Here is a 22,177-nt window from a genome sequence, read left to right as displayed (position 1 = left end):
TCTCCTCGCAAGGATTCAATAAAGGATAGCTGTATTCCATGATTATCGGCCATTCAGGTAAATACTGGATCCGAAATCCTGAGCAATTTGAAAAACGCCCGTAAAAAAGCCCTGCAATAAGCAGGGCCATATATTCCTGATCGAATGGCTGTCGCAGGACAGCTCTCCGAATCCTGTACTGCTCAGTCCCAGGTCAGCGCGCCGCCGGTCTGATACTCGGTCACCCGCGTTTCAAAGAAGTTCTTTTCCTTGGGCAGATCGATCAGTTCCGACATCCAGGGGAACGGGTTTTCCACGTCATCAAAGAGCAGACCCAGACCGATCTGCTCGCTGCGACGGTTGGCAATGAACTGCATATACTGCTCGGTGAGCTCGGCATTCAGGCCCAGGATGCCACGCGGCATGGTTTCACGGCCATAGGCCGCTTCCAGCTCGTAGGCTTCCAGAAGCATGCCACGCACTTCCTGCTGGAAGGCGTCGTCCCACAGGTGCGGGTTTTCGATCTTGATCTGATTGATGCAGTCGATGCCAAAGTTCAGGTGGATGGACTCATCGCGCAGAATGTACTGATACTGCTCGGCGATACCTACCATCTTGTTGCGGCGACCCAGCGCCAGGATCTGGGCAAAACCGGTGTAGAACCACATGCCTTCAAACACGACATAGAAGGCCACCAGCGCGCGCAAAAACGCCTTGTCACGCTCGATGGTGCCGGTTGTGAAGCTCGGGTCTTCCAGTGCCTGTGTGTATTTAAGCGCCCAGGCATCCTTGTCGGTGATCGAGGGGATTTCCCGATACATGTTGAAAAGCTCACCCTCATCCAGACCCAGCGACGTGCAGATGTACTGGAAGGTATGGGTATGGATGGCTTCTTCAAAGGCCTGACGCAGCAGGTACTGGCGACATTCCGGATTGGTGATGTTGCGATAGACAGCCAGCACGATGTTGTTGGCAACCAGCGACTCGGCAGTGGCGAAAAAGCCGAGGTTGCGCTTGAGCATCAGCACTTCGTCTTCGGTCAGCCCCTGCGGGCTATTGATCGGCGCACGCCATGTGGCGATATCACCCTGCATGGAGACTTCGGTCGGCATCCAGTGGTTGTTACAGCCGGCCAGATACTTTTCCCACGCCCAGCTGTACTTCAACGGCAACAGCTGGTTGACGTCGCTCTGGGCATTGATCATGGCCTTCTGGCTGGCATCAATACGCTGAGCACCGGCCTGAATTTCACCCAGACCGGTGTTGTCGACCTGGTCATTGTCATCAGCAAACAGGTTTGTCTCTTGCATGATTCTCTCCCTTGCCATCACCCGAGCATGTTCAACGGCGAGTGTGGTCTTGAATGCAGTAGACAGTGGCCCTGCAGGGCCACCGTCGTATCGATCAAATTACTGGCAGGCTTCGCAGTCCGGATCATCGAGTGAGCAGGCCAGCGGCGGTGCCGAACCCAGCGGCTGCTGAGCGTCCTGCGGTGCTTCTGATGACGGCGCGGGCGCTGTCTGCGGCGTCGGTGCGTTGGGCTTGACGCCGGTCAGCTTGCCATCGGTCCCCTTGAGCGTGGATTTCTCAAGGCGAGTAGAGGCCTGTGCACGGAGGTAATAGGTGGTCTTCAGACCCAGCTGCCACGCCATGCGGTAGGTGGTATCCAGCTTGCGACCGGAAACACCGCTGATATAGAGGTTCAGGGACTGTGCCTGGTCAATCCACTTCTGACGGCGCGAGGCGGCCTCAACGATCCAGCGCGGTTCGATTTCAAACGCCGTGGCATAGCGCTGCTTCAGATCGTCCGGAATGCGGTCGATCGGCTGAAGCGAGCCATCGTAGTACTTGAGGTCATTGATCATCACCTCATCCCACAGGCCACGCGCCTTGAGTGCATGCACCATGTGCGAGTTGACCACCGTGAACTCGCCCGACAGATTCGACTTCACATACAGGTTCTGATAGGTCGGCTCGATCGACTGCGTGACGCCACAGATGTTGGAAATGGTGGCCGTCGGCGCGATCGCCATGACGTTGGAGTTACGCATGCCCTGACGACGTACCTTGTTGCGGATATGGTCCCAGTCCTGTGTGGTGGACGTGTCCATCTGCAGATACTGTTCGCCACGTTCGCGTTGCAGGTCATTAATGGAGTCGATGGGCAGAATGCCCTGGCTCCAGAGTGAGCCTTCGTAGGACTCATAACAACCACGCTCGGCTGCCAGATCGCTGGAAGCTTCGATGGCGTGATAGCTGATCAGCTCCATGGAACGATCGGCAAAGGTCACGGCGTCATCGGAGGCATAGGCAATACCGTGCTTGTACAGCGCATCCTGAAAGCCCATCAGACCCAGACCGACCGGGCGGTGACGGAAGTTGGAGCGCCTGGCCTGCGGTACGGCGTAGTAGTTGATGTCGATGACGTTATCGAGCATGCGCACGGCTGTCTTGACCGACCGCTTGAGCTTCTCGCCGTCCAGCTGACCATTGACCACGTGAGCGGCCAGGTTGATCGACCCCAGGTTACAGACGGCAATTTCGTCAACGCTGGTATTGAGCGTGATTTCGGTGCACAGGTTGGAGGAGTGCACGACACCGGCATGACGCTGTGGGCTGCGCAGGTTGCACGGATCCTTGAAGGTGATCCAGGGGTGGCCTGTTTCAAACAGCATCGACAGCATCTTGCGCCACAGATCCTTGGCCTGCACACGCTTGAACAGCGTGATCTCACCGGTCTGCGTCATGGCTTCGTATTCTTCATAGCGCTTTTCAAACGCCGCGCCATAAAGGTCATGCAGATCCGGGCAGGTGGCCGGCGAGAAGAGAGTCCATTCCTTTTCTTCGCTGACGCGCTTCATGAACAGATCCGGCACCCAGTTGGCCGTGTTCATGTCATGCGTGCGGCGACGGTCATCACCGGTGTTCTTGCGAAGCTCGAGGAACTCCTCGACGTCCATGTGCCAGGTTTCCAGGTACGAACAGACAGCGCCCTTGCGCTTGCCACCCTGGTTAACCGCCACGGCCGTGTCGTTGACGACCTTGAGGAAGGGCACAACACCCTGGGACTTGCCGTTGGTGCCCTTGATGTAGGAGCCCAGTGCACGTACCGGTGTCCAGTCGTTGCCCAGACCGCCGGCCCACTTGGAGAGCATGGCATTGTCGCGAATGGCGCCGTAGATGCCTTCAAGGTTATCCGGCACGGTGGTCAGATAGCACGAGGACAGCTGGCTGCGAATGGTGCCGGCATTGAACAGCGTGGGCGTCGAGGTCATGTAATCGAAGCTCGACAGCAGCTCGTAGAACTCGATGGCACGCGCTTCACGGTCCTGCTCGTTCAGCGACAGGCCCATGGCCACGCGCATGAACATGACCTGCGGCAGTTCGTAGCGAACGCCGTCACGGTGCAGGAAATAACGGTCGTAAAGTGTCTGCAGACCCAGATAGGTGAACTGGTTGTCACGCTCGTGGCTCAGGGCATCGCCCAGACGCTCAAGGTCAAACTCGGCCAGAACCGGATCAAGCTGCTCGAATTCGATGCCGCGCTTGATGTAGTTCTGAAAAGCCGGCTTGTAGAGTGTCGCCATGTCGCCAAAGGTGGCTTCCTCGGCAACCTCGAGAAAGGACAGCGCTTCACGACGCAGGTTATCCTGCAAAAGACGCGCAGTCACGAAGGTGTAGTTGGGCTCCTTCTCGACCAGCATGCGCGCGGTCATCATCAGTGCCGTGGCAACACCATCGGGCGTTACACCGTCATAGAGGTTGCGCAGCGACTCATCCATGATGCGACGCACTTCAACGTTATCAAGACCCGCACAGGCTTCAGTGATCAGCGTCTCGATACGGGCCAGATCCAGCGGACGGCGGCTGCCATCGGGCTGGGTCACGTTGATGGTAGGGTGAGGCTTTTCAATGCCCTGATGCTGAGCTGCGCGAGCACGAGCGTGCTCTTCGCGGTACAGCACATAGGCGCGGGCCACCTTGTGTTCACCCGAGCGCATCAGGGCCAGTTCCACCTGATCCTGGATATCTTCGATATGCAGGGTGCCGCCTTCCGGCATGCGACGCGCGAACGTCTCCATAATGGATTGCGTCAGCTGCTCTACCTGCTCGCGAATGCGAGAGGAACCGGCGGCGTTGTCACCTTCCACGGCAAGAAAGGCCTTGTTCATCGCCACGGAGACCTTGCTCGCATCAAAGGTGGCAGTGTCACCGGTACGCTTGATGACGCGCAGCTGCTGATCGGTCTGGCGCGTATGAGCATCATCAAGGATTGATGAGGTATCACGCTCTGTATGCGAGGTTTCCATAACGTTACCTTTCTGTCTTAAGGTCAAAACCGTACCCTGACTGCCGTTTTAAAACGCACGGCAGATCATCACGGAATCGAAAAAAGTTGGGTCACAAGATATTGACAGCTGTCGGAAGAATCTGCTGCAAAAACACTACATGGTGTGTCTGTCGACCAGGTGGACACAATATAGTGTGTCTGGCGAATACCCTCAATAGGGAAAAACGACTCGAATCCGGCGCACAATCTGTGGATAAAGTGTGCTTACCTCGCCACAGGCCTTGCCACCACTGGTATGCCGCCGGTTACATGAAAATTCTGGTGGGGATGCGTTTTTTTGTCGCAAATATTTCAGCTCGATCGTTGGCGCACAGAATGAAATTCATGCCGATCAGAGCCTGATGATGAGAATCGTGTGCAAATACGTGGCTTCTGTATGGGCACTTTCGTGTAACAGTGGCACAATGTTGCCAAAGTTGAACGACCGTTGGGTTTGAAGGTCACATTTATCGCTGTCTGCCTGCCGTATGTTCGGGCGCTGCCCGCGCAGCATGCCGGTGACGGCACGGAAGCTTCTTTATCAATGATCGGACGGACGAGCCTTGGATAACATTACAACCGCCAACGAACACATTCTTATCATCGAAGATGATGAACGACTGGCCGCGTTGACGCGTGAGTATCTTGAAGGCAACGGTTTCAGGGTCAGCGTCGAACACGACGGCGCCAATGGCGTCGAACGTATTCTGTCCCTGCGGCCGGACCTGGTCATTCTTGACCTGATGCTGCCGGGTGAAGATGGTCTGTCCATCTGCCGCCGCGTGCGCCACCAGTACCCCGGCCCCATTTTGATGCTGACGGCTCGTACCGATGACATGGATCAGGTACTGGGCCTTGAAATGGGCGCTGATGATTACGTCCCCAAGCCGGTGCCACCGCGTGTTCTACTGGCGCGCATGCGTGCGCTGCTGCGTCGTGCCGACGGGTCGGACACCACCGAGCACGAAGAGACCCGTCTCGAGTTTCGCGATCTGGTCGTGGATTCCTCGACCAGAGAGGCATGGCTCAACGGCGAGCGTATCGATCTGACCAGTGCCGAATTTGATCTGCTGTGGCTGCTGGCCTCTCATGCCGGCCGAGTGCTGACGCGTGAAGAGATCTTCTCGGCGCTGCGCGGCATTCGTTATGATGGTCAGGATCGTTCAATAGACGTGCGTGTCTCTCGCATTCGACCCAAGATTGGTGATGACCCGCATCAGCCGCAGCGTATCAAGACCGTACGCAGCAAGGGATACCTGTTCGTTCGAGAGATCTGAGTCCGCAACGCCCCGATCTCATATCGTGAAGGGCGGCTTCGTCTACTCTAAAACATCTGTGTAAAGGATAGACGATGCCGTCAAAGTTCCCCTCTCTCGCCTCATGGCACTCCCGCTCGGGCGGGGCGGATGGTCTGGCACCGCCGCCTCATCGGCCGCTGTCTGCGCACGGTGGTTTTCGTCGGCTTTATCTGACCCTGTTCATCTCGCTCATGGCCATCTTCTGGGTAGGCGTGGTGGCGTCATGGTTGATCGACGACTGGCGGGAAGATCACTATCGCCAGCGTCTGGCCAGCGGCCCGATGGCGCTTTTGACCTCTCTGGTGGCCAGTCAGCCGGAAAGCTCGCGTGATGCCTGGCTGAGCGCCTACGAAGATGAGCTGGGCATTCGTCTGGCACTGTCGGATTCCGAAACGCTGATGCTCGGGTTCATGGACCGACGTCGTCTGGCGGCAGGCGATGTGCTGGCGCGCCAGGCCCAGGGCGAAATCGGCTGGCAGCTCTATCAGCGTCTGCCCGGTGAGGATAATGCCATTTTGGTGGCACACTTTACCGGCCTTTCCGAGCAGCAACCCCTGCAGCTGGTCTCCCTGCTGCGCCAGTGGCTCGAGCTTTCACCGGATGACGAGCGCGAAGCCCGCTTTCAGGAGCTTCGCAGCCGTATCTCCCTGCCCATGGGCATGGGCAGCGGCACGCCGCCGGGCCTTTCCAACAGTCAGCTGGCACAGCTCAATGCCGGGCATGTTGTCATCAACGTCGTGGCCGAGCGCTCAAGCCTTGGCTTTTACGCCCAGTTCTCCGGCGGCCGCTGGATCATGGTCGGGCCGCTGTCGCCCTTTGAGTCGCTGCCTGTCTTGACCATCGCCATGGTCATGGCCCTGATGCTGACCCTGCTGGGAACAGCCATCTATTTGATCATGCGCAGCGTGGAGAAACGTCTGACCCGACTTGAGCAGACCACGGCAAACTTCACGGCCGGGGATTACAACGCGCGCGTGACCATTCAGGAAGGGGAGTATCTGACCCAGCTGGGCCTGGCGTTCAATACCATGGCCGATCAGGTACAGGCCGTGCTCTCTTCCCAGCAGGATCTGATGCGGGCGGTATCGCACGAGTTTCGAACGCCTGTGGCCCGGGTACGCTTTGCGCTGCAGATGGTTGATGACATGAGTGAATCGCCCGGCATCAGGCGTTTACTGAAAGGGGTGGATGACGACATCGAATCCATCGACCGGCTCATCGACGAGATCCTGACCTATGCACGTCTGGACAGCGCCACCGACGGGCTCCTGCCGCTGGAGCCGGTCAGTCTTGAAGTGCGTGACATTGCTGACCGCGTTGTTGAAACGCTCACGCCCCTGCACCCGCAGCTGACGCTCGAGGTAACCGGCGGTCAGGAACTCAACGTGCATGCCGATTCACGCTATTTGCAGCGCGCACTACAGAATCTGGTGTCCAATGCCTGTACCCATGCCCGCAGCCGGGTGCATGTGCGCCTGCTGGGCGATGAGCGCATGGTGTATCTCAGCGTCGAGGATGATGGTGCGGGAGTACCGGCTGAGGATCAGGAACGCATCTTCAAGCCCTTTGCGCGTCTTGATGACAGCCGCACCCGGCATCAGCCCGGCGTTGGCGGCTACGGCCTGGGGCTGGCGATCGTGGCCCGTATCGTGCAATGGCACCACGGGCGCATTACGGTCGATACGGCCCCCGAGCTGGGCGGTGCCCAGTTCATTCTTTCCCTGCCGCGTCACTACGAAGCGATCGAAGAATACGCCTGAGGCCTGTCAGCCGGCCGGGCGTATGCCATTGAGCACGGAAAAGGACGTCTCGCGCGCCGTGCGCAGGAAGTCACTCATCCAGACCTGGCTCATCTGATCGACCCGGACGGCGGCGTACAGTGTCCCCCACACGCCGTCTCTACCCAGTGAGCATGCCCTCACATAATCCTTTTCAAGATATTCGGTCAGCGCCCAGTTTGGCAGGGCGCATACCCCACGCTCACTCGCCACCAGCTGCATCATCATCATGGTCAGCTCGGCCGTGCGGGTTTCGCGTGGATGAATGCCGGCAGGTTCCAGAAAGCGGGTAAAGACATCGAGCTTTGAATGTTCTACCGGATAGGTAATCAGGATCTGGTCGATCAGATCTTCCGGCACGACATGGCGCTTGTCGGCCAGAGGGTGCTGTCGGGCCACGGCCAAAAGGCTTTCGTAGCGAAAAAGCGGTTCGTAGTGGATGCGCGGCAGCGGCTGCGGGTCGGCCGTAATGACCAGATCAAGCTGCTCACGTGCCAGTGCCGGCAGCGGGTCAAAATGCTGACCGGCCGGAATGTCGACCTCGACCTCGGGCCAGTGGTCGCGAAAGTGATCGATGGTCGGCATGAGCCATTGAAAGCAGCTGTGGCATTCGATGGCCATGTGCAGGCGACCCTGCTCTCCACCCGCCATGCGCGCAATATCGCGCTCGGCGTTACGAATCTGGGGCAGTACCTGCTCGGCCAGTCCCAGAAGCCTTTGACCGGCGCGGGTGAACTGCACCGGTCGCGTCTTGCGCAAAAACAGCGGACAGTCCAGTCGCTCTTCCAGATCCTTGAGCTGATGAGACAGTGCCGACTGGGTCAAATGCACGCGCTCGGCGGCTTCGACCAGTGACCCGGTATCGCGCAGTGCCAGCAGGGTACGCAGGTGCCGGAACTCGATCATTAAAGCGTCTCTCTCATGGCTGGTCTGAAGGATAAATCATCTGAATATGGGTCCTGTGCCGACAACTTCTACCCCGGATGCCGACATTCGGCATCGGGCAGAAGCAGATCACGGTCGCCAAAGTCTGACGGACACAGGGCCTTGGGTTGCGTAATACGCTGAAACAGTGCCGACAGAAGGCGGGTATCGGGCCTGGCCGTTTCGGCCGAGCGCGATGTTACGGGATGCCACTGGCCGCTATCATCGCGCTCGCCCAGCACAAAGGCAAAGGAATAGGTGCCCGGCTGGCCCATACGCAAATCGGTCACCACCAGAGTGCCATCGCGCTCCTCGCTGCGCCAGAAGGGGGCTGCAAACCAGCCCAGACGCTGGCCTGACGCGCTGTCAACAAGCATGTCATGGGCCACCATCGGTCGGCGAAAACTGTCAAAGGCCAGAGTGTGGCGGTCATCGAGCAGGCTGACCAGCGCTTCCAGTTGCCGGTCGTCATCGATCACGGTGACGCGCCATACCAGCGTGTTCAGCGGCGTGGGCTGCACCATGACCGGCCGATCCTCCAGCCCGCGCTGGACCAGCGCCGGCGATACCTGCGCCAGTACCATGGATTTGGCCGCGATGGAAAAACCCAGATACACCGTCGAGAGGGCCAGGCCAATGATGATGGCGCGTCCCTGGGTGCCCCTGATTAGCGCCACGAAGATGGCCACCAGCATGGGCAGGGTATACAGAGGGTCGATGATGAAAATGGTTTTCCAGGCCACCGGGGGCGAGGCGATGGGCCAGAGCAACTGGGTACCGTAGGTGGTAAAGGCATCCAGAATTGGGTGAGTGACCAGACACAGCCACCAGAACCAGAACCATGACCGGGTAGGCACCTTTTGGATTGCCGGCAGGCGCGCGCAGACAAGGGTGAAGACCCCGGCCAGCAGCGACAGGACAAACACCGAGTGCGTGGCGCTGCGATGGTAGGTGTAGTCGGCCACGGCGTTGCCATAACCGATGAAACTGTCCAGATCCGGCAGGGTTGCGGCCACGGCGCCCAGCAAAATCGACTTGCGGCCGAGTCGTCGTCCCAGTACGGCGCCGCCCAGCGCGCCGCCAAGGCAGGCCTGTGTCAGGGAATCCATCGCTTTGGTGTTACTCCCGTATTATTGATGGACATCTCATCAGGTCATGGCAGCTATGCTTGTCCTGCCAGAGCAGGTATTGGTGCGGCCAGAAGTGAGCCGGGTGATCAAAGAGTAACAAGGAGTTGCGAATATGTCCCTGACCCCGCGTCAGCAGGAAGCCTTCAGAGCGCTGGCGGCTGACACCGACGGCATCGATCTTGAGGTCTATCAGCGCTTTGAGCGTGATCCGCTCGATCCCATTATCGGGCTGGGCCGGCGCAATCTGCGTATCGGATTTTTTGGGCGCGATCCCGGACGTGATGAGGTGCGCTACGGCGAACCCTTCATCGGGGCCGGCGGGCAGCTGGTCAGAAAGGCGCTTTATGAGCATCTCTACGGCGAGAAAATGCCGGATTTTGAAGCCTCACGTGCCGTGGGCGAGCATTTTTTCTGGATCAATACCGTGCCCTACAAGCCGGTGGGCAACAAGGCGTGGTCGATGAAGGTCAAGCGTCACTTTCATGGCTTGATGAACGAGCTTTTGATCTCGCGCTGGGAAGGGCGCACGCTCATCACACTGGGGCGCGAGGCCTTTTTGTGGTTCGGTATCAATCGACCCAGGGCCGAGCGTGATCGCCTCGAGGCGTTCTGGAAGCGTGAGGATCGCTTTGAAAGCAGTATCGAGGTCACGCTGGAAGATGACCGGGGGCAGGCGCAGACATTCACGCTTTATCCGTTGCCTCATCCCTCGCCGCTGAACCAGACCTGGTATGGTCGTTTTCCGGGACTGCTGGCGCAGCGCCTTGATCAGCTGGAGGTCAGGCCTGATCACCTGTTGCTGTGATCATCAGATGAGCGTCGACTAATCCGGTCGGATGGCCATGCGGCCGCTGCCACAAAACATCAGTGCCAGGGCTGCGCCCAGCATCAGCACTTCGGTTTCGATGTTCCAGCCGCCGGTATCGTTCAGTGACCAGACGGCGCCCAGGCGCATCAACACAATGGCAAACAGCATGTTGATGGCCGCCAGGCCACCCCCGATGCGACAGCGCCAGCCGGCCAGAATCATCAGCGGCGCCATCAGCTCGCCGATAAACACGCCAAAGGCCAGCGGTGTGGGCAGGCTCCAGTGTTCGAGATGATGGCCAATCACCTCGAGGACGTTTGGAGCGCCAATCTTGGCGATGCCGTGCAGCAGCAGCGTCACGCCCAGCGCGAGACGAAGGATCAGCTTGCCCAGATGTTCATTGTTAAAAAACGACATGATCTTCCCCGTATGCCAGTCCTGACTTGAAAAACGACCTGTTCGCCAGCATTACAGTGCCATCGTTTCAAGGCATTCACCAGATTGCACACGTTGGCCGAACGTGGCAGCCAATGTGTCATGCGCGTTCAAGACGCGTGTCATACGACCCTGAGGAGTACATCGTGCAATATCTACATACCATGGTACGTATCACTGATATTGATCAGTCCCTGCAGTTTTACTGTGATCTGCTGGGCATGAAGGAAGTGCGCCGCAAGGAGAGTGAGAAAGGGCGTTTTACCCTGATCTTTCTGGCCGCCAATGATGATGAGGCGACCTCCAGCGAGCAGCAGGCGCCTGAGCTTGAGCTGACCTGGAACTGGGACCCGGAAGAGTTGACCACGGGGGCGCGTAACTTCGGCCACCTGGCCTATCGTGTCGATGATATCTACGCCACCTGTCAGCATCTGATGGACAACGGCGTGACCATCAACCGCCCGCCGCGTGATGGTCACATGGCGTTTGTGAAATCGCCCGATGGCATCTCCATCGAGCTGTTGCAAAAGGGCGACCCGAAGCCTTCGCAGGAGCCCTGGGCGTCGATGGACAATACCGGCAGCTGGTAGGGTTTTCCGGCCATTGGACATGTACAGGGGGCACCCGGCCGGGTGCCCCCTGTTGCGTCAGGCGTGGCGTCGTTCGTTTAACGCATATGACGTGGTACCGGGAAGATTGAAACGCTCGGCCATGGTTTCCACGGCAGCCACACAGCGCGGGGCAACGGGCGTACACAGCACCCAGGGCAGCACCAGCAGCGCTATGGAAAGCGAGCCCATGTAGACATCCTGCAGCCAGTGGGCGCCAGCCATGACCCGCGGTGCGCTGAGCACGGCGATCATGAGCGCACTCAGGATGGCCGGACGACGATCGCCAAAGCGCAAAATGAAGCCCGTGAACACCATCAGCATCAGGCCGTGATCCCCGGGAAAGCTGTTTTTGTCAGCGTCCTTGGTGTCAAACGAGACCACATCGGTCAAAAAATTGACGTGATTGAAGCTGAGCGTCGGGCTTGGATGCCCATAGGGCAGCTTGTTGGTCGCCACGGCCAAAAGCCCCGCCACCAACAGCATGGTCAACCCCACACCCAGCCAGTGCCAGCAGCGTCCCGGGCGAGTGTCCAGCGAGATCGCCCAGCCAAAAATGGCCAGCAGCATGCCAAGAGAGGCAGCATCGAAATAGCGGGTATTAACCGCGGCCAGAAAGTTGACCCAGATCGGGTGCTCACTGGTGATGAACTGATTGAAGAAAAAGAAGATATTGTCGTCAAGCACCAGCCACACAGAGAACCAGAGCCAGCTTGCAAACAGGGCAAGCCCCGCCAGATTGCAGTAGATGATACGTTTTGAATTCATGACATCCCCTCCAGAGGCAGTCCGAAATACCGGCTCAATCGCAGTGCGCGTTCCGGTGACGACGACTCGCGCAGTTGGCAAGCCCTTTTGAAAAATGCACGACGGCGTTAACGGCGCCGTAGCCCAGTGGCGTACACAGCATCCAGGGCAGAGTGATCAGGGCAATCGAGAGTGCCCCCACGGACACGTCACTGACCCAGTGCGCACCCACCATGATGCGCGGGGCGCAGGCGAGCACGACCAGTGCCGTGGCACTCCAGGCCACCAGACGGTCGGCAAAGCGCCACATGAAAGCAGCAAAGATCATGGCCATGAGCCCATGGTCACTGGGGAAACTGCTCGACGCTGTATCCTTGGCCGGCAGGCTGGTCAGCTCGGACAAAAGATTGACGTGATCGAGCATCGCAGTCGGGCTGGCGTGCCTGTAGGTCATGACACTGTGAATGACATCCTGAAGGATCAGTGCAGTCGCCGTCATGATCAGGCCAATGGCGCCCCACTTGAGCCAGCTGCCCTGAGCGTCGCGCTTCATGGCGATGTAGAGCATGATCACCAGCAATACGAACATTGCCCTGTCAAAGGCACGGGTATTGAGCGCGGCAAGAAGGCTGGTCCAGGTCGGGTAGTCCGGCGTAATGAACTGATTGAAAAACCAGAAGATAGCGTCATCGACGGAGGACCAGACCAGAAATTGCGGCAGCCACCAGGTCGTGACCAGTGCCACGCCCAGCAGGTTATAGAAAAGGATTCGGCGAAAATTCATGGCAAACACAGCGCAGTTATAAAACAGTGTTCATTATAATTTAATATTGCTTTAATAAAAAGTGCCGAGCCGTAATGGCACTGCAAGAGAGAGGCTATCGAAGTCATTCAGAGACGGGCGGAGTTATTCTAAGGCGGGCAGAGACAAAAACAGCAGGCCCGAGGGCCTGCTGTAGAGAACGGTCACGCTCAAAAGTGACCTGACGAGAGAGATGCCAGTAAAGGACTACAGGGTTTCGATGGTCCGACGCTGCGCCAGTAGCGTATCGCGATTGGCGCGGGCTTCTTCAAGCTTGGCGCGTTCCTTGTCGACCACGGCGGCCGGTGCCTTGCTCATGAAGCTTTCGTTGCCGAGCTTTTTCTCGACACCATCCATCAGCTTCTGTTGCTTTTCGATGTCGCGATCAATGCGTGCAAGTTCAGCGTCACGATCAATATGTCCGGCCATCGGCACATGGACTTCCATGGCGCCGACACGCTGAACGCTGGAGGCAGGCACCTCCTCAACGGCGACAAAGTGCACGCTTTCCAGTCGTGCCAGCTTGCTCAGGAACAGAGCATTGTCCTTGAGGCGCTGGCGGTCGCTATCGTCGCCATGCGTCAGCAGGACTTCCAGCGGTTTGCCCGGCGCGATATTGAGTTCGGCGCGAATATTGCGGATGGCGATGATGACGGCCTTGACCCATTCAATATCGGCAATGGCGGCTTCATCGATACGGGATTCATCAGCCAACGGCCAGGGCTGGACCATGATCGAGCTGCCCAGGCGTTCGATATCCACGCCGGCCAGCAGCGATACCTTCTGCCAGATCTCCTCGGTAATAAACGGCATCATCGGATGGGCCAGACGCAGAATGGTCTCCAGTACGCGCACCAGCGTGCGACGCGTACCGCGACGCGCCTCGGGTGTGGCTTCGGTGTCCCACAGCACCGGCTTGGAAAGCTCCAGATACCAGTCGCAGTACTCGTTCCAGACAAAGTCGTAAAGGGCCTGGGAGGCGTGGTCGAACCGGTACTCATCCAGCGCCTTCGTGACCTGAGTCTCGACCTGCTGAAGACGGGAGACGATCCAGCGATCTGCCAGCGACAGCGCGACGTCACCGTCAGGGCCGCAGTCCTCACCTTCGGTATTCATCAGCACATAGCGTGCGGCGTTCCACAGCTTGTTGCAGAAGTTGCGATAACCTTCCAGACGGCCGCCATCGAACTTGACGTCACGCCCGGTGCTGGCCAGCGACAAAAAGGTGTAGCGCAGGGCGTCGGTGCCGTTGGACTCGATGCCATCGGGAAACTCGGCTTTTGTGGCTTTAGCGATCGCCTTCGCCTTTTGCGGCTGCATCATGGCGCCGGTGCGCTTTTCCAGCAGCGTGTTCAGATCGATGCCGTCGATCAGATCGATCGGATCGAGCACGTTGCCCTTGGACTTGGACATTTTCTGGCCCTGACTGTCACGTACCAGTCCGTGCACATAGACCGTCCTGAACGGGACCTGACCGGTGAACTTGAGCGTCATCATGATCATCCGGGCAACCCAGAAGAAGATGATGTCAAAACCGGTGACCAGCGTGCTGGTCGGGTGGAAGGTCTCGAGTTCCGGGGTCTTTTCCGGCCAGCCCAGCGTGCCGAAGGTCCAGAGACCGGAACTGAACCAGGTGTCCAGCACGTCATTGTCCTGAATCAGGATCGTCTCGGGGGAGAGTGCATATTTTTCACGCGCCTCTTCCTCGCTGCGGGCGACATAGAACTTCCCGGTCTCGTCATACCAGGCCGGGATGCGATGGCCCCACCAGAGCTGGCGGGAAATACACCAGTCCTGCAGGTCCCGCATCCACGAGAAGTACATGTTCTCGTAGCTTTTGGGCACGAAACGGATATCGCCGTTTTCCACCGCCTCGATGGCAGGCTTTGCCAGCGTTTCAACCGCCACGAACCACTGGTCGGTCAGCAGCGGCTCGATGACATCACCAGAGCGGTCGCCATAGGGCAGGGTGTTGGTGATGGTCTCGACCTTCTCCAGTAGTCCCTGCGCGTCCATGTCGGCAACGATTTTCTCGCGCGCTTCAAAGCGGCTCAGGCCCTGATAGGCCTCGGGCAGGGTCGTGTCGATGTCAGCACGTGCGCTGCCGTCCATGTTGAAGACTTCGGCGGCGTCACGGATGCAGGCCTGCTGGGTAAAGACGTTGATCAGCGCACTGTCATGACGCCGGCCGACGCCATAGTCATTGAAGTCGTGGGCGGGCGTGATCTTCACACAGCCCGAGCCCTTGTCCATGTCGGCGTGTTCGTCGGCAATCACCGGAATGCGGCGGCCCACCAGCGGCAGGGTGATGAATTTGCCGATCAGCGAGGCATAGCGCTCATCCGCAGGGTTGACCGCCACACAGGTATCGCCCAGCAGTGTTTCGGGACGGGTGGTGGCGACCACCAGGTGGTCCAGTCCGGCTTCGGTGGTGACACCATCGGCCAGCGGATAGCGGAAATGCCAGAACTGGCCCTGCTGGTCGCGGTTTTCCACTTCCAGGTCCGAGATCGCCGTACCCAGCGTCGGGTCCCAGTTGACCAGCCGCTTGCCGCGATAGATCAGGCCTTCATCATGCAGGCGCACAAAGGCTTCGCGCACCGCGTTGGAAAAGCCCTCATCCATGGTGAAACGCTCGCGGCTCCAGTCAACGCTGGTGCCCATGCGTCTGAGCTGGCGGGTGATATGCCCGCCGGATTCGTTTTTCCATTCCCACACCTTGTCGATGAACGCCTCACGGCCCAGATCATGGCGCGACTGGCCGGTCTCGTGCTGCAGCTTGCGCTCGACCAGCATCTGGGTCGCGATGCCGGCGTGGTCGGTGCCGATCTGCCACAGGGTGTTGTGACCCTTCATGCGCTGATAGCGGATCAGGGTGTCCATCAGCGTGTCCTGGAAGGCATGCCCCATGTGCAGACTGCCAGTCACATTGGGCGGCGGAATCATGATGGTGTAGGGCGAGCCCTGACCTGTGGGGGCGAAATAGCCCCTGGATTCCCAGTGCTGATACCAGGCGCGTTCGATCGATTCAGGCTGATAGGTTTTTTCCATGGACCGGCTCGGTTTGAAGCTGTGAAGTACTCGCAAAATGCACGTGTGTGCTCGAGTCTGCGAAAAATGGCGCCAATTATAGCGCTGTCGAGGGGTACACGTCATGGCATGGCGCGGTTAAAGAATTGTTGAACAAGGCCGATAGAGCGCCGGCGGGTAATACCAAAGTCTAAGTTCATATGAAACGTTGGAAGCGCCCGGTGAGATAGCCCTCCTTTTTTGGCAGATATTCAAGCGAGTATGTAGACATGCAGGTAACAGGGACATCAGGTTCAGGTCTTTTCTCGGGGTTTCGAAAGCCCGCGGGCGTCTCGCGCGCCGATCACGGCCTTGAAGGGCAGGCAGCGGGCAGCGAGGGCATGACCCTGCGTCGTCAGATGATGGCAGGCATCGCCATCATGTGGCTGATTCTGGTGGGCATGCTCATGGTCAATGCCTGGCAAAGCCGGGGCGTCATGTACGCCGAGCGTGAGGCGCGCCTGACCAGTGCCGTGGACATGGCGGAGAACCTCGTAAAGCACTATCAGGGCCGGGTCGAGCGCGGCGAACTGACAGACAGTGCCGCACGCCAGCAGGCCTTTGCCGAGCTGCGTGATCTTCGCTTTGATGGGGGCAACAACTATGTCTACGTGGTCAGTGGCAACCTGCAGATCATGGCCCATCCCAAAAGGCCTTATGGGCAGGATGTCTCGACGGTAACCGACCCGACCGGTCGCCTGCTGTTTCAGGATCTGGTCAGTGAAGGTCGTGCTCATGGTCAGGGCTTTACGGAATACCGCTCCAACTTTGCGCGTGGCTCGGAGTCCAAACCCCGCGTCAAAGCCTTTGTTTCAAGATATGAGCCCTGGGACATCTATCTGGCCAGCGGCGTGTTCATGGGTGACGTCAACGCCACCGTGCTGGATAACCTTATGGAGTCGGGGCTGGTCGTGCTGGCGGCCGGTGCGCTGCTGACCGCCATGTTCTGGTGGGGCATGCAGCGTGTGCTGCGCCGGCTGGGCGGAGAGCCTGCCTACGCGGCCGGTGTGGTCAGACAGATTGCCGACGGTGATCTGACCGCGCCCGTAACGCTGCGCCAGGGTGACCGGACCAGTCTGCTGGCCAACATCAAGAGCATGCGCGATGCGCTGGCGGACTCGGTACGCGCCATTCAGACCACCAGTCTGTCGGTGGATCAGGGAGCCGGTGAGATCGCCTCGGGCAATCAGGAGCTTTCTTCTCGCACCGAGCAGCAGGCCGCTGCGCTTGAAGAAACCTCATCAAGCATGGAGCAGATGACCGCCAGCGTGCGCCAGAGCGCCGAAAGTGCCGATCAGGCCCGACATCTCGCCCAGCAGGCGCGTGATAGCTCACGTGACGGTCAGCAGGCCATTGATGAGGCCGTTCAGTCGATGGCCGCCATTACCGAAGGCTCCACGAAGATTGCTGATATCGTTTCGCTGATCGACAGCATCGCCTTTCAGACCAATCTGCTGGCCCTCAATGCCTCCGTTGAGGCCGCTCGTGCCGGTGAGGAAGGCCGCGGTTTTGCCGTCGTCGCCGGTGAAGTACGCCAGCTGGCCAATCGTTCGGCCTCGGCGGCGCAGGACATCAAGACCCTGATCAATACGTCCGGGCAGCAGGTGGGTGAGGGCGCTCAGCGCGTGCAGGCGGCCAGTGAGCGCATGGCGGATGTGGATACGCGCATTCAGCGCATGAACGACCTGCTGGGTGAAATTGCTGCCGGTGCTCGTGAACAGAGCAGCGGTATCGAACAGATCAATCAGGCCGTCAGCCAGATGGATCAATCCACTCAGCACAACGCTGCTTTGGTGGAGCAGACCGCGGCGGCCGCCGGGGAGCTTGAAGGGCGCGCGCAGGAGCTTCGCGAGGTGACGCGTCGTTTCAGGGTGGCGCCGCAGCACTGAGCCTGCGTGATCGCCGCATCCGGCATCCCGCACACGAACCCGCGCTTTCAAAAAAGAAATTGAAAGAAAGCGGTCATTAAAAGGCCGTCATTGAAAGGAGGGTTTTTTAAAAACAGTGCTTAACAAAAGGGGAGGCCGGCAGTTGCCGGCCCCCCTTTTTAATTCAGACGTTACCCGTCTCGCCTCAGCTATTGATGTGGTGCGCCTTCACTTCATAGCCGCGGCTTTTGTAGGTCTGCCAGCATTCGCGCTTGGCGCTGAGCACTTCCTGATGCTGGTTGATGATTTCGGCCACGCGCTCAAAGCGGGAAAACCACGACGGAATCGCAGCGTTCAGGTTCAACAGTGCCTCGATGCCGGGCTCCGGAGGGGCCTCCCAGCCCAGCGTCACCGGGGCCGGCGGCAGGCTCTGCTCACCCATGAGCACGTGCGGCACGAAGGCGTCTTCGCGAAAGACCCACAGCCGCTCATCAAATTCACGGGCCATGGCGTCATCTTCCAGATGCACGTGCAGCCGATAGCCCTTGCGATAGATGGTCTCGGTCAGCCGACAGGCGAAGTCGAATCTGGCCTCCAGCGTCGTGGCCGAGAGCACATAGAAATCGATGCGGGTCATGCTCAGACGCCGCCGTCGATGTCCAGGCGTGCACCGGTGGTAAATGACGCCTCGTCACTGGCCAGCCACAGGATGCCGCTGGCGATTTCATCGGCATTGCCGGCACGGCCCATGGGAATGCTCTTGCTTGATTGTTCCGGCTTGTCGGGTCTGCCGCCGCTGGCATGGATCTCGGTATTGATCACGCCCGGACGTACGCCGTTGACCCGGATACCCTCACTGGCCAGCTCCTTGGCAAGGCCTTCGGTAAAGGTGTCGATGGCGCCCTTGGAGGCGGCGTAGTCGACATATTCACTTGAGCCACCGCGGTGGGCCGCTGCCGAGGAGATATTGACGATGGCGCCGCCCTTGCCGCCATGGCGGGTCGACATGCGCTTGATGGCCTCGCGTGCGCACATGAACGGACCGGTCACGTTGACGCGCATCATGCGGTCCACGCGCTCAAAGCTCATCTCGTCAACGCGCGCAACCTGATCGACGATGCCGGCATTGTTGACCAGCACGTCCACCGGGCCGAGTTCACGGTCGACGGTTTCAAAAAGTGCCACGATATCGGCTTCCACGGCCATGTCGGCCTGAACCGCCAGAGCTCGGCCGCCAGCGGCGGTAATCTCGTTGACGACCTGATCGGCCGCCTCACGATTGCTGACGTAGTTGACGGCCACCTGATAGCCGCGGGCAGCGGCCAGGCGTGCCGTGGCCGCGCCGATACCGCGGCTGCCGCCGGTCACGATCATGACTTTGCTCATTGAATCTCTCCTGTAGACGTAGGGCGGGCGTTAGTATGGTAACGCCGCCCGAAGGCGGCGTTCAGAAGGCTCAGGCCAGACGTGTCAGCCAGCCATGACGGTCCTCGACGCGACCGTACTGAATATCCAGCAGCTGCTTGCGGATCGATTTGCCGACCTCGCCGCCGCTGCCGTCACTGCAGGTCAGGCGATCATTGTCGCTGACCAGCTCGCCGATGGGCGTGATGACCGCGGCGGTACCGCAGGCGAAGACTTCGGTAATCTCGCCGGAGCGTACGCCCTCGCGCCATTCCTCGATGCTGATGGCGCGCTCTTCGGGCTTGAGGCCGGCATCGGCGGCCAGCTGAAGCACCGAGTCACGAGTGACGCCCTCGAGAATCGTGCCGGTCAGGGCCGGTGTCACGAGACGCCCGTCCTTGAACACGAAAAACAGGTTCATGCCACCCAGCTCTTCGACCCACTTGTTCTCAACGGCGTCGAGAAAGACCACCTGATCACAGCCCTGGGCCTCGGCTTCCTTTTGCGCGGCCAGGGAGGCGGCGTAATTGCCGCCGCACTTGGCAAAGCCGGTGCCGCCGGGCGCGGCGCGGTTATAGTTCGACGACAGCCAGATCGAGACCGGCTTGACGCCTCCCTTGAAGTAGGCCGCCGCCGGTGAGGCGATAACGTAGTAATCGACCTCCTTTGAGGGCCGTACGCCGAGAAATTTCTCGCTTGCAATCATGAAAGGGCGCAGGTAAAGACTGGATTCCTCGGCCTCGCTGGCAGGTGTGGGCACCCAGTCAACGTCCTGGCTGACCAGCGCCTTCAGGGAGTCGATGAAGGTGTCGGCGTCCAGCTCGGGTAGGGCCAGACGGCGTGCCGAGGCCTGAAAGCGGGCCGCGTTCTTCTCGGGGCGGAAGGTCCAGACGGACCCGTCGGCGTGGCGATAGGCCTTGACCCCTTCAAAGATTTCCTGGGCGTAGTGCAGCACCGAGGCGGCGGGGTCCAGCGACAGCGGCCCGTAAGGGCGCACTTCACCGGCATTCCAGCCTTCGGCATGGGTCCAGCGCACATGGGCCATGTGATCGGTAAAGTAGCGACCAAAACCCGGGTTGCTCAGGATCTCGTTACGCTGACCGGCGTCGGTGGGCGTGGTGGTGGGGCGAAGCTCAAAGCCTTGAGAGGAAGACACGATTCGGATTCTCCGTGAGTACGGTAGCCAGGCGAGAAGTACACATCGCTGTCGATCATCGGCAACGGCGTATCCGATAACGCTGGTCCGACAGATGATTAAAGGGCACGTCAGAAACAGATTGCCAAGAATGACACAGGCGCCCTGCGCCAATAAAGCCCGCCGCATGGCGACGGGCGCAGGGCACCTCGGTCAGGCGCTGTGATCACGATCAGTGAGGGGCGCGCGACAGCAGGTATTCACTTAAAAGGCCGACCGGTCGGCCCGTGCCGCCTTTCTTGCCATCCCAGGCCGTACCGGCCACGTCCAGATGTGCCCAGGGGTAGCTTTTGGCAAAGCGGGACAAAAAGCAGGCGGCCGTGATGGTGCCGGCCGGCCGACCACCGATATTGGCCATGTCGGCGTATTCGGAGTCGAGCTGGCTCTGGTACTCCTCCCACAGCGGCAGCTGCCAGGCGCGGTCCCATGCGATGTTGCCCGCATCAAGAAGCTGCTGTGCCAGAGCGTCGTTATTGGACAGCAGTGCCGATGTCTGGTGACCCAGCGCGACAATGCAGGCACCGGTCAGGGTGGCGATATCCACCACCGAGGCAGGCTGATAGCGCTCGGCATAGGTCAGCGCGTCGCACAGTACCAGTCGGCCTTCGGCGTCGGTGTTGAGCACCTCGACGGTCAGACCCTTGAGAGTGGTGATGATGTCGCCGGGTTTCAGTGCGCTGGCGTCCGGCATGTTCTCGGCAGAGGCAATGATGGCGACCACGTTGATGTTCGGCTTTAAAGCGGTGATGGCCTTCATGGTGCCCATGACGCTGGCGGCTCCGCCCATGTCGAACTTCATCTCGTCCATGTTGGCCCCGCCCTTGAGCGAGATACCGCCACTGTCAAAGGTGATGCCCTTGCCGACCAGCACGTGAGGCGCTTCCTCGGGGTCCGCGGCACCCTTGTATTCCATGACGATCAAGCGCGAGGGCTCGGTGCTGCCCTGGCCCACGGCCAGAATGGCGCCGGCGCCCATGGCTTCCAGTGCCTTCTCGTCATGAATGGTGACCTTGAGATCTCCCTCGGCACCGAGCTTTTCGGCCTCGTCGGCCAGATAACGCGGAGTGCAGACATTGCCCGGCAGGTTGCCCAGTTCCCGAGCCAGATTGATTCCGGCGCCAATGCCGGCACCGATCCGGGCGCCCTCCTCGGCACCAGCGGCCTCGTTGGCATCACTGACCATCAGCGACAGGCGAGTCAGGGCGATCGGCGGGCGCTTTTTCGATTTAAAGCGGTCAAAGCGATAAGTGGCACGCAGGGTGGCCTCGGCAATCATGCGCGCTTTCCAGACCACATCATGCGGCCCGTTTTCCCGATCCAGCATGGCGATGGCGGCATTTTCGACCGGCAGGGCCAGCAGCACGCCGAAGGCGGCATCGAGTACCTTTCGAAAGGCGCCTTCGTTGAATTCACCGGTTTCCCCGCAGCCCACCAGCAGCAGACGGGAAGTGTTCAGGCCGGGCGCGAAAGGCACCAGCTGGGTGTTGGCAGTGGCCGGGTCAAAATCGCCCCGTTCCATCAGCTGTGTGATCAGGCGCTCGCTGGCGTCATCCAGACGCTCGCTGGCCGGGGGCAAATCACCGTCCTTGAACACCGGCACAATAATGCAGTCGGTTTCGGAGCGGGCCGGGTTGGCGGTGAGCACGGGAAATTCCATGGTGTCTCCCCAAGACAATGCGGTGGGTATTGGTGATAATGACTGTTTTGAACAGACACGTTGTCGAGTACGGTAAACGTATGGTCGACGCGTTGAACAGGTGGGTCCGAACAGGCCTTCAGTGTACGCAAACCCCTGCACCATT

Annotated in this window: 17 protein-coding genes; 5 read left to right on the top strand and 12 right to left on the bottom strand. The window is 59.5% G+C overall.

What is annotated here, in order from left to right:
• Nucleotides 1-182: 182 nt before the first annotated feature.
• Both ACUN8C_RS12910 and ACUN8C_RS12905 read right to left on the bottom strand, forming a co-directional pair.
• Nucleotides 183-1,289: a ribonucleotide-diphosphate reductase subunit beta gene (locus ACUN8C_RS12910; protein ID WP_445619578.1), complete on the bottom strand. Its 1,107-nt coding sequence runs from the start codon at nucleotides 1,287-1,289 to the stop codon at nucleotides 183-185.
• Between the two features lie 99 nt (nucleotides 1,290-1,388).
• Nucleotides 1,389-4,289 (bottom strand): ribonucleoside-diphosphate reductase subunit alpha, encoded by a 2,901-nt coding sequence (locus tag ACUN8C_RS12905; RefSeq protein ID WP_445619577.1) that lies wholly within the window; start codon nucleotides 4,287-4,289, stop codon nucleotides 1,389-1,391.
• A 583-nt stretch (nucleotides 4,290-4,872) separates the two neighbouring features.
• Between ACUN8C_RS12905 and ACUN8C_RS12900 the strand changes: the two genes are divergently transcribed.
• The gene (locus ACUN8C_RS12900) at nucleotides 4,873-5,586 is read left to right on the top strand and encodes a winged helix-turn-helix domain-containing protein (protein WP_108844128.1); all 714 of its coding nucleotides are present in this window, start codon (nucleotides 4,873-4,875) and stop codon (nucleotides 5,584-5,586) included.
• Between the two features lie 74 nt (nucleotides 5,587-5,660).
• Entirely contained in the window at nucleotides 5,661-7,367 is a 1,707-nt protein-coding gene (locus ACUN8C_RS12895) for an ATP-binding protein (protein WP_445619576.1), read from the top strand.
• A 6-nt stretch (nucleotides 7,368-7,373) separates the two neighbouring features.
• Here ACUN8C_RS12895 and ACUN8C_RS12890 read toward each other — a convergent pair whose 3' ends face one another.
• Together ACUN8C_RS12890 and ACUN8C_RS12885 are read right to left on the bottom strand one after the other, a co-directional pair.
• The gene (locus tag ACUN8C_RS12890) at nucleotides 7,374-8,291 is read right to left on the bottom strand and encodes a LysR family transcriptional regulator (protein ID WP_108844130.1); all 918 of its coding nucleotides are present in this window, start codon (nucleotides 8,289-8,291) and stop codon (nucleotides 7,374-7,376) included.
• Between the two features lie 68 nt (nucleotides 8,292-8,359).
• A complete protein-coding gene (locus ACUN8C_RS12885; protein WP_445619575.1) occupies nucleotides 8,360-9,418 on the bottom strand; it encodes a metal-dependent hydrolase in 1,059 nt (352 codons plus the stop codon).
• A gap of 133 nt (nucleotides 9,419-9,551) precedes the next feature.
• On the opposite strand from ACUN8C_RS12885, the gene ACUN8C_RS12880 reads away from it, so the two are divergent.
• Nucleotides 9,552-10,244, top strand: a complete 693-nt coding sequence (locus ACUN8C_RS12880; RefSeq protein ID WP_445619574.1) for a uracil-DNA glycosylase family protein — start codon at nucleotides 9,552-9,554, stop codon at nucleotides 10,242-10,244.
• A gap of 18 nt (nucleotides 10,245-10,262) precedes the next feature.
• Here ACUN8C_RS12880 and ACUN8C_RS12875 read toward each other — a convergent pair whose 3' ends face one another.
• Nucleotides 10,263-10,664 carry a DoxX family protein gene (locus tag ACUN8C_RS12875; RefSeq protein ID WP_445619573.1) on the bottom strand — a complete coding sequence of 134 codons (402 nt, stop codon included), beginning with the start codon at nucleotides 10,662-10,664 and terminating at the stop codon, nucleotides 10,263-10,265.
• Between the two features lie 164 nt (nucleotides 10,665-10,828).
• On the opposite strand from ACUN8C_RS12875, the gene gloA reads away from it, so the two are divergent.
• Nucleotides 10,829-11,272, top strand: a complete 444-nt coding sequence (gene gloA, locus ACUN8C_RS12870) for a lactoylglutathione lyase (protein WP_445619572.1) — start codon at nucleotides 10,829-10,831, stop codon at nucleotides 11,270-11,272.
• A 57-nt stretch (nucleotides 11,273-11,329) separates the two neighbouring features.
• Here gloA and ACUN8C_RS12865 read toward each other — a convergent pair whose 3' ends face one another.
• The 3 genes from ACUN8C_RS12865 to ACUN8C_RS12855 all read right to left on the bottom strand — a co-directional run bounded on the left by ACUN8C_RS12865 (nucleotide 11,330) and on the right by ACUN8C_RS12855 (nucleotide 15,890).
• The gene (locus ACUN8C_RS12865) at nucleotides 11,330-12,058 is read right to left on the bottom strand and encodes a phosphatase PAP2 family protein (protein WP_445619571.1); all 729 of its coding nucleotides are present in this window, start codon (nucleotides 12,056-12,058) and stop codon (nucleotides 11,330-11,332) included.
• 34 nt (nucleotides 12,059-12,092) lie between these two features.
• Entirely contained in the window at nucleotides 12,093-12,821 is a 729-nt protein-coding gene (locus ACUN8C_RS12860) for a phosphatase PAP2 family protein (protein WP_445619570.1), read from the bottom strand.
• Nucleotides 12,822-13,046: 225 nt separating this feature from the next.
• The gene (locus tag ACUN8C_RS12855) at nucleotides 13,047-15,890 is read right to left on the bottom strand and encodes a valine--tRNA ligase (RefSeq protein ID WP_445619569.1); all 2,844 of its coding nucleotides are present in this window, start codon (nucleotides 15,888-15,890) and stop codon (nucleotides 13,047-13,049) included.
• A gap of 248 nt (nucleotides 15,891-16,138) precedes the next feature.
• On the opposite strand from ACUN8C_RS12855, the gene ACUN8C_RS12850 reads away from it, so the two are divergent.
• Entirely contained in the window at nucleotides 16,139-17,797 is a 1,659-nt protein-coding gene (locus ACUN8C_RS12850) for a methyl-accepting chemotaxis protein (RefSeq protein ID WP_445619568.1), read from the top strand.
• Between the two features lie 184 nt (nucleotides 17,798-17,981).
• On the opposite strand, the gene ACUN8C_RS12845 is transcribed toward ACUN8C_RS12850, so the two are convergent.
• The 4 genes from ACUN8C_RS12845 to ACUN8C_RS12830 all read right to left on the bottom strand — a co-directional run bounded on the left by ACUN8C_RS12845 (nucleotide 17,982) and on the right by ACUN8C_RS12830 (nucleotide 22,032).
• Nucleotides 17,982-18,413 carry a DNA polymerase III subunit chi gene (locus tag ACUN8C_RS12845; protein ID WP_445619567.1) on the bottom strand — a complete coding sequence of 144 codons (432 nt, stop codon included), beginning with the start codon at nucleotides 18,411-18,413 and terminating at the stop codon, nucleotides 17,982-17,984.
• Between the two features lie 2 nt (nucleotides 18,414-18,415).
• Nucleotides 18,416-19,162 carry a glucose 1-dehydrogenase gene (locus ACUN8C_RS12840; RefSeq protein WP_445619566.1) on the bottom strand — a complete coding sequence of 249 codons (747 nt, stop codon included), beginning with the start codon at nucleotides 19,160-19,162 and terminating at the stop codon, nucleotides 18,416-18,418.
• Nucleotides 19,163-19,232: 70 nt separating this feature from the next.
• A complete protein-coding gene (locus ACUN8C_RS12835; protein WP_445619565.1) occupies nucleotides 19,233-20,336 on the bottom strand; it encodes a branched-chain amino acid aminotransferase in 1,104 nt (367 codons plus the stop codon).
• Nucleotides 20,337-20,547: 211 nt separating this feature from the next.
• On the bottom strand, nucleotides 20,548-22,032 hold the full coding sequence (locus ACUN8C_RS12830; protein ID WP_445619564.1) for a leucyl aminopeptidase: 1,485 nt from the start codon (nucleotides 22,030-22,032) through the stop codon (nucleotides 20,548-20,550).
• Between the last annotated feature and the right edge of the window lie 145 nt (nucleotides 22,033-22,177).

The organism is Kushneria sp. Sum13, from assembly GCF_052692355.1.
The sequence above is the reverse complement of the archived record's forward strand: the minus strand, read 5'-3'. Positions and strand labels throughout refer to the sequence as shown.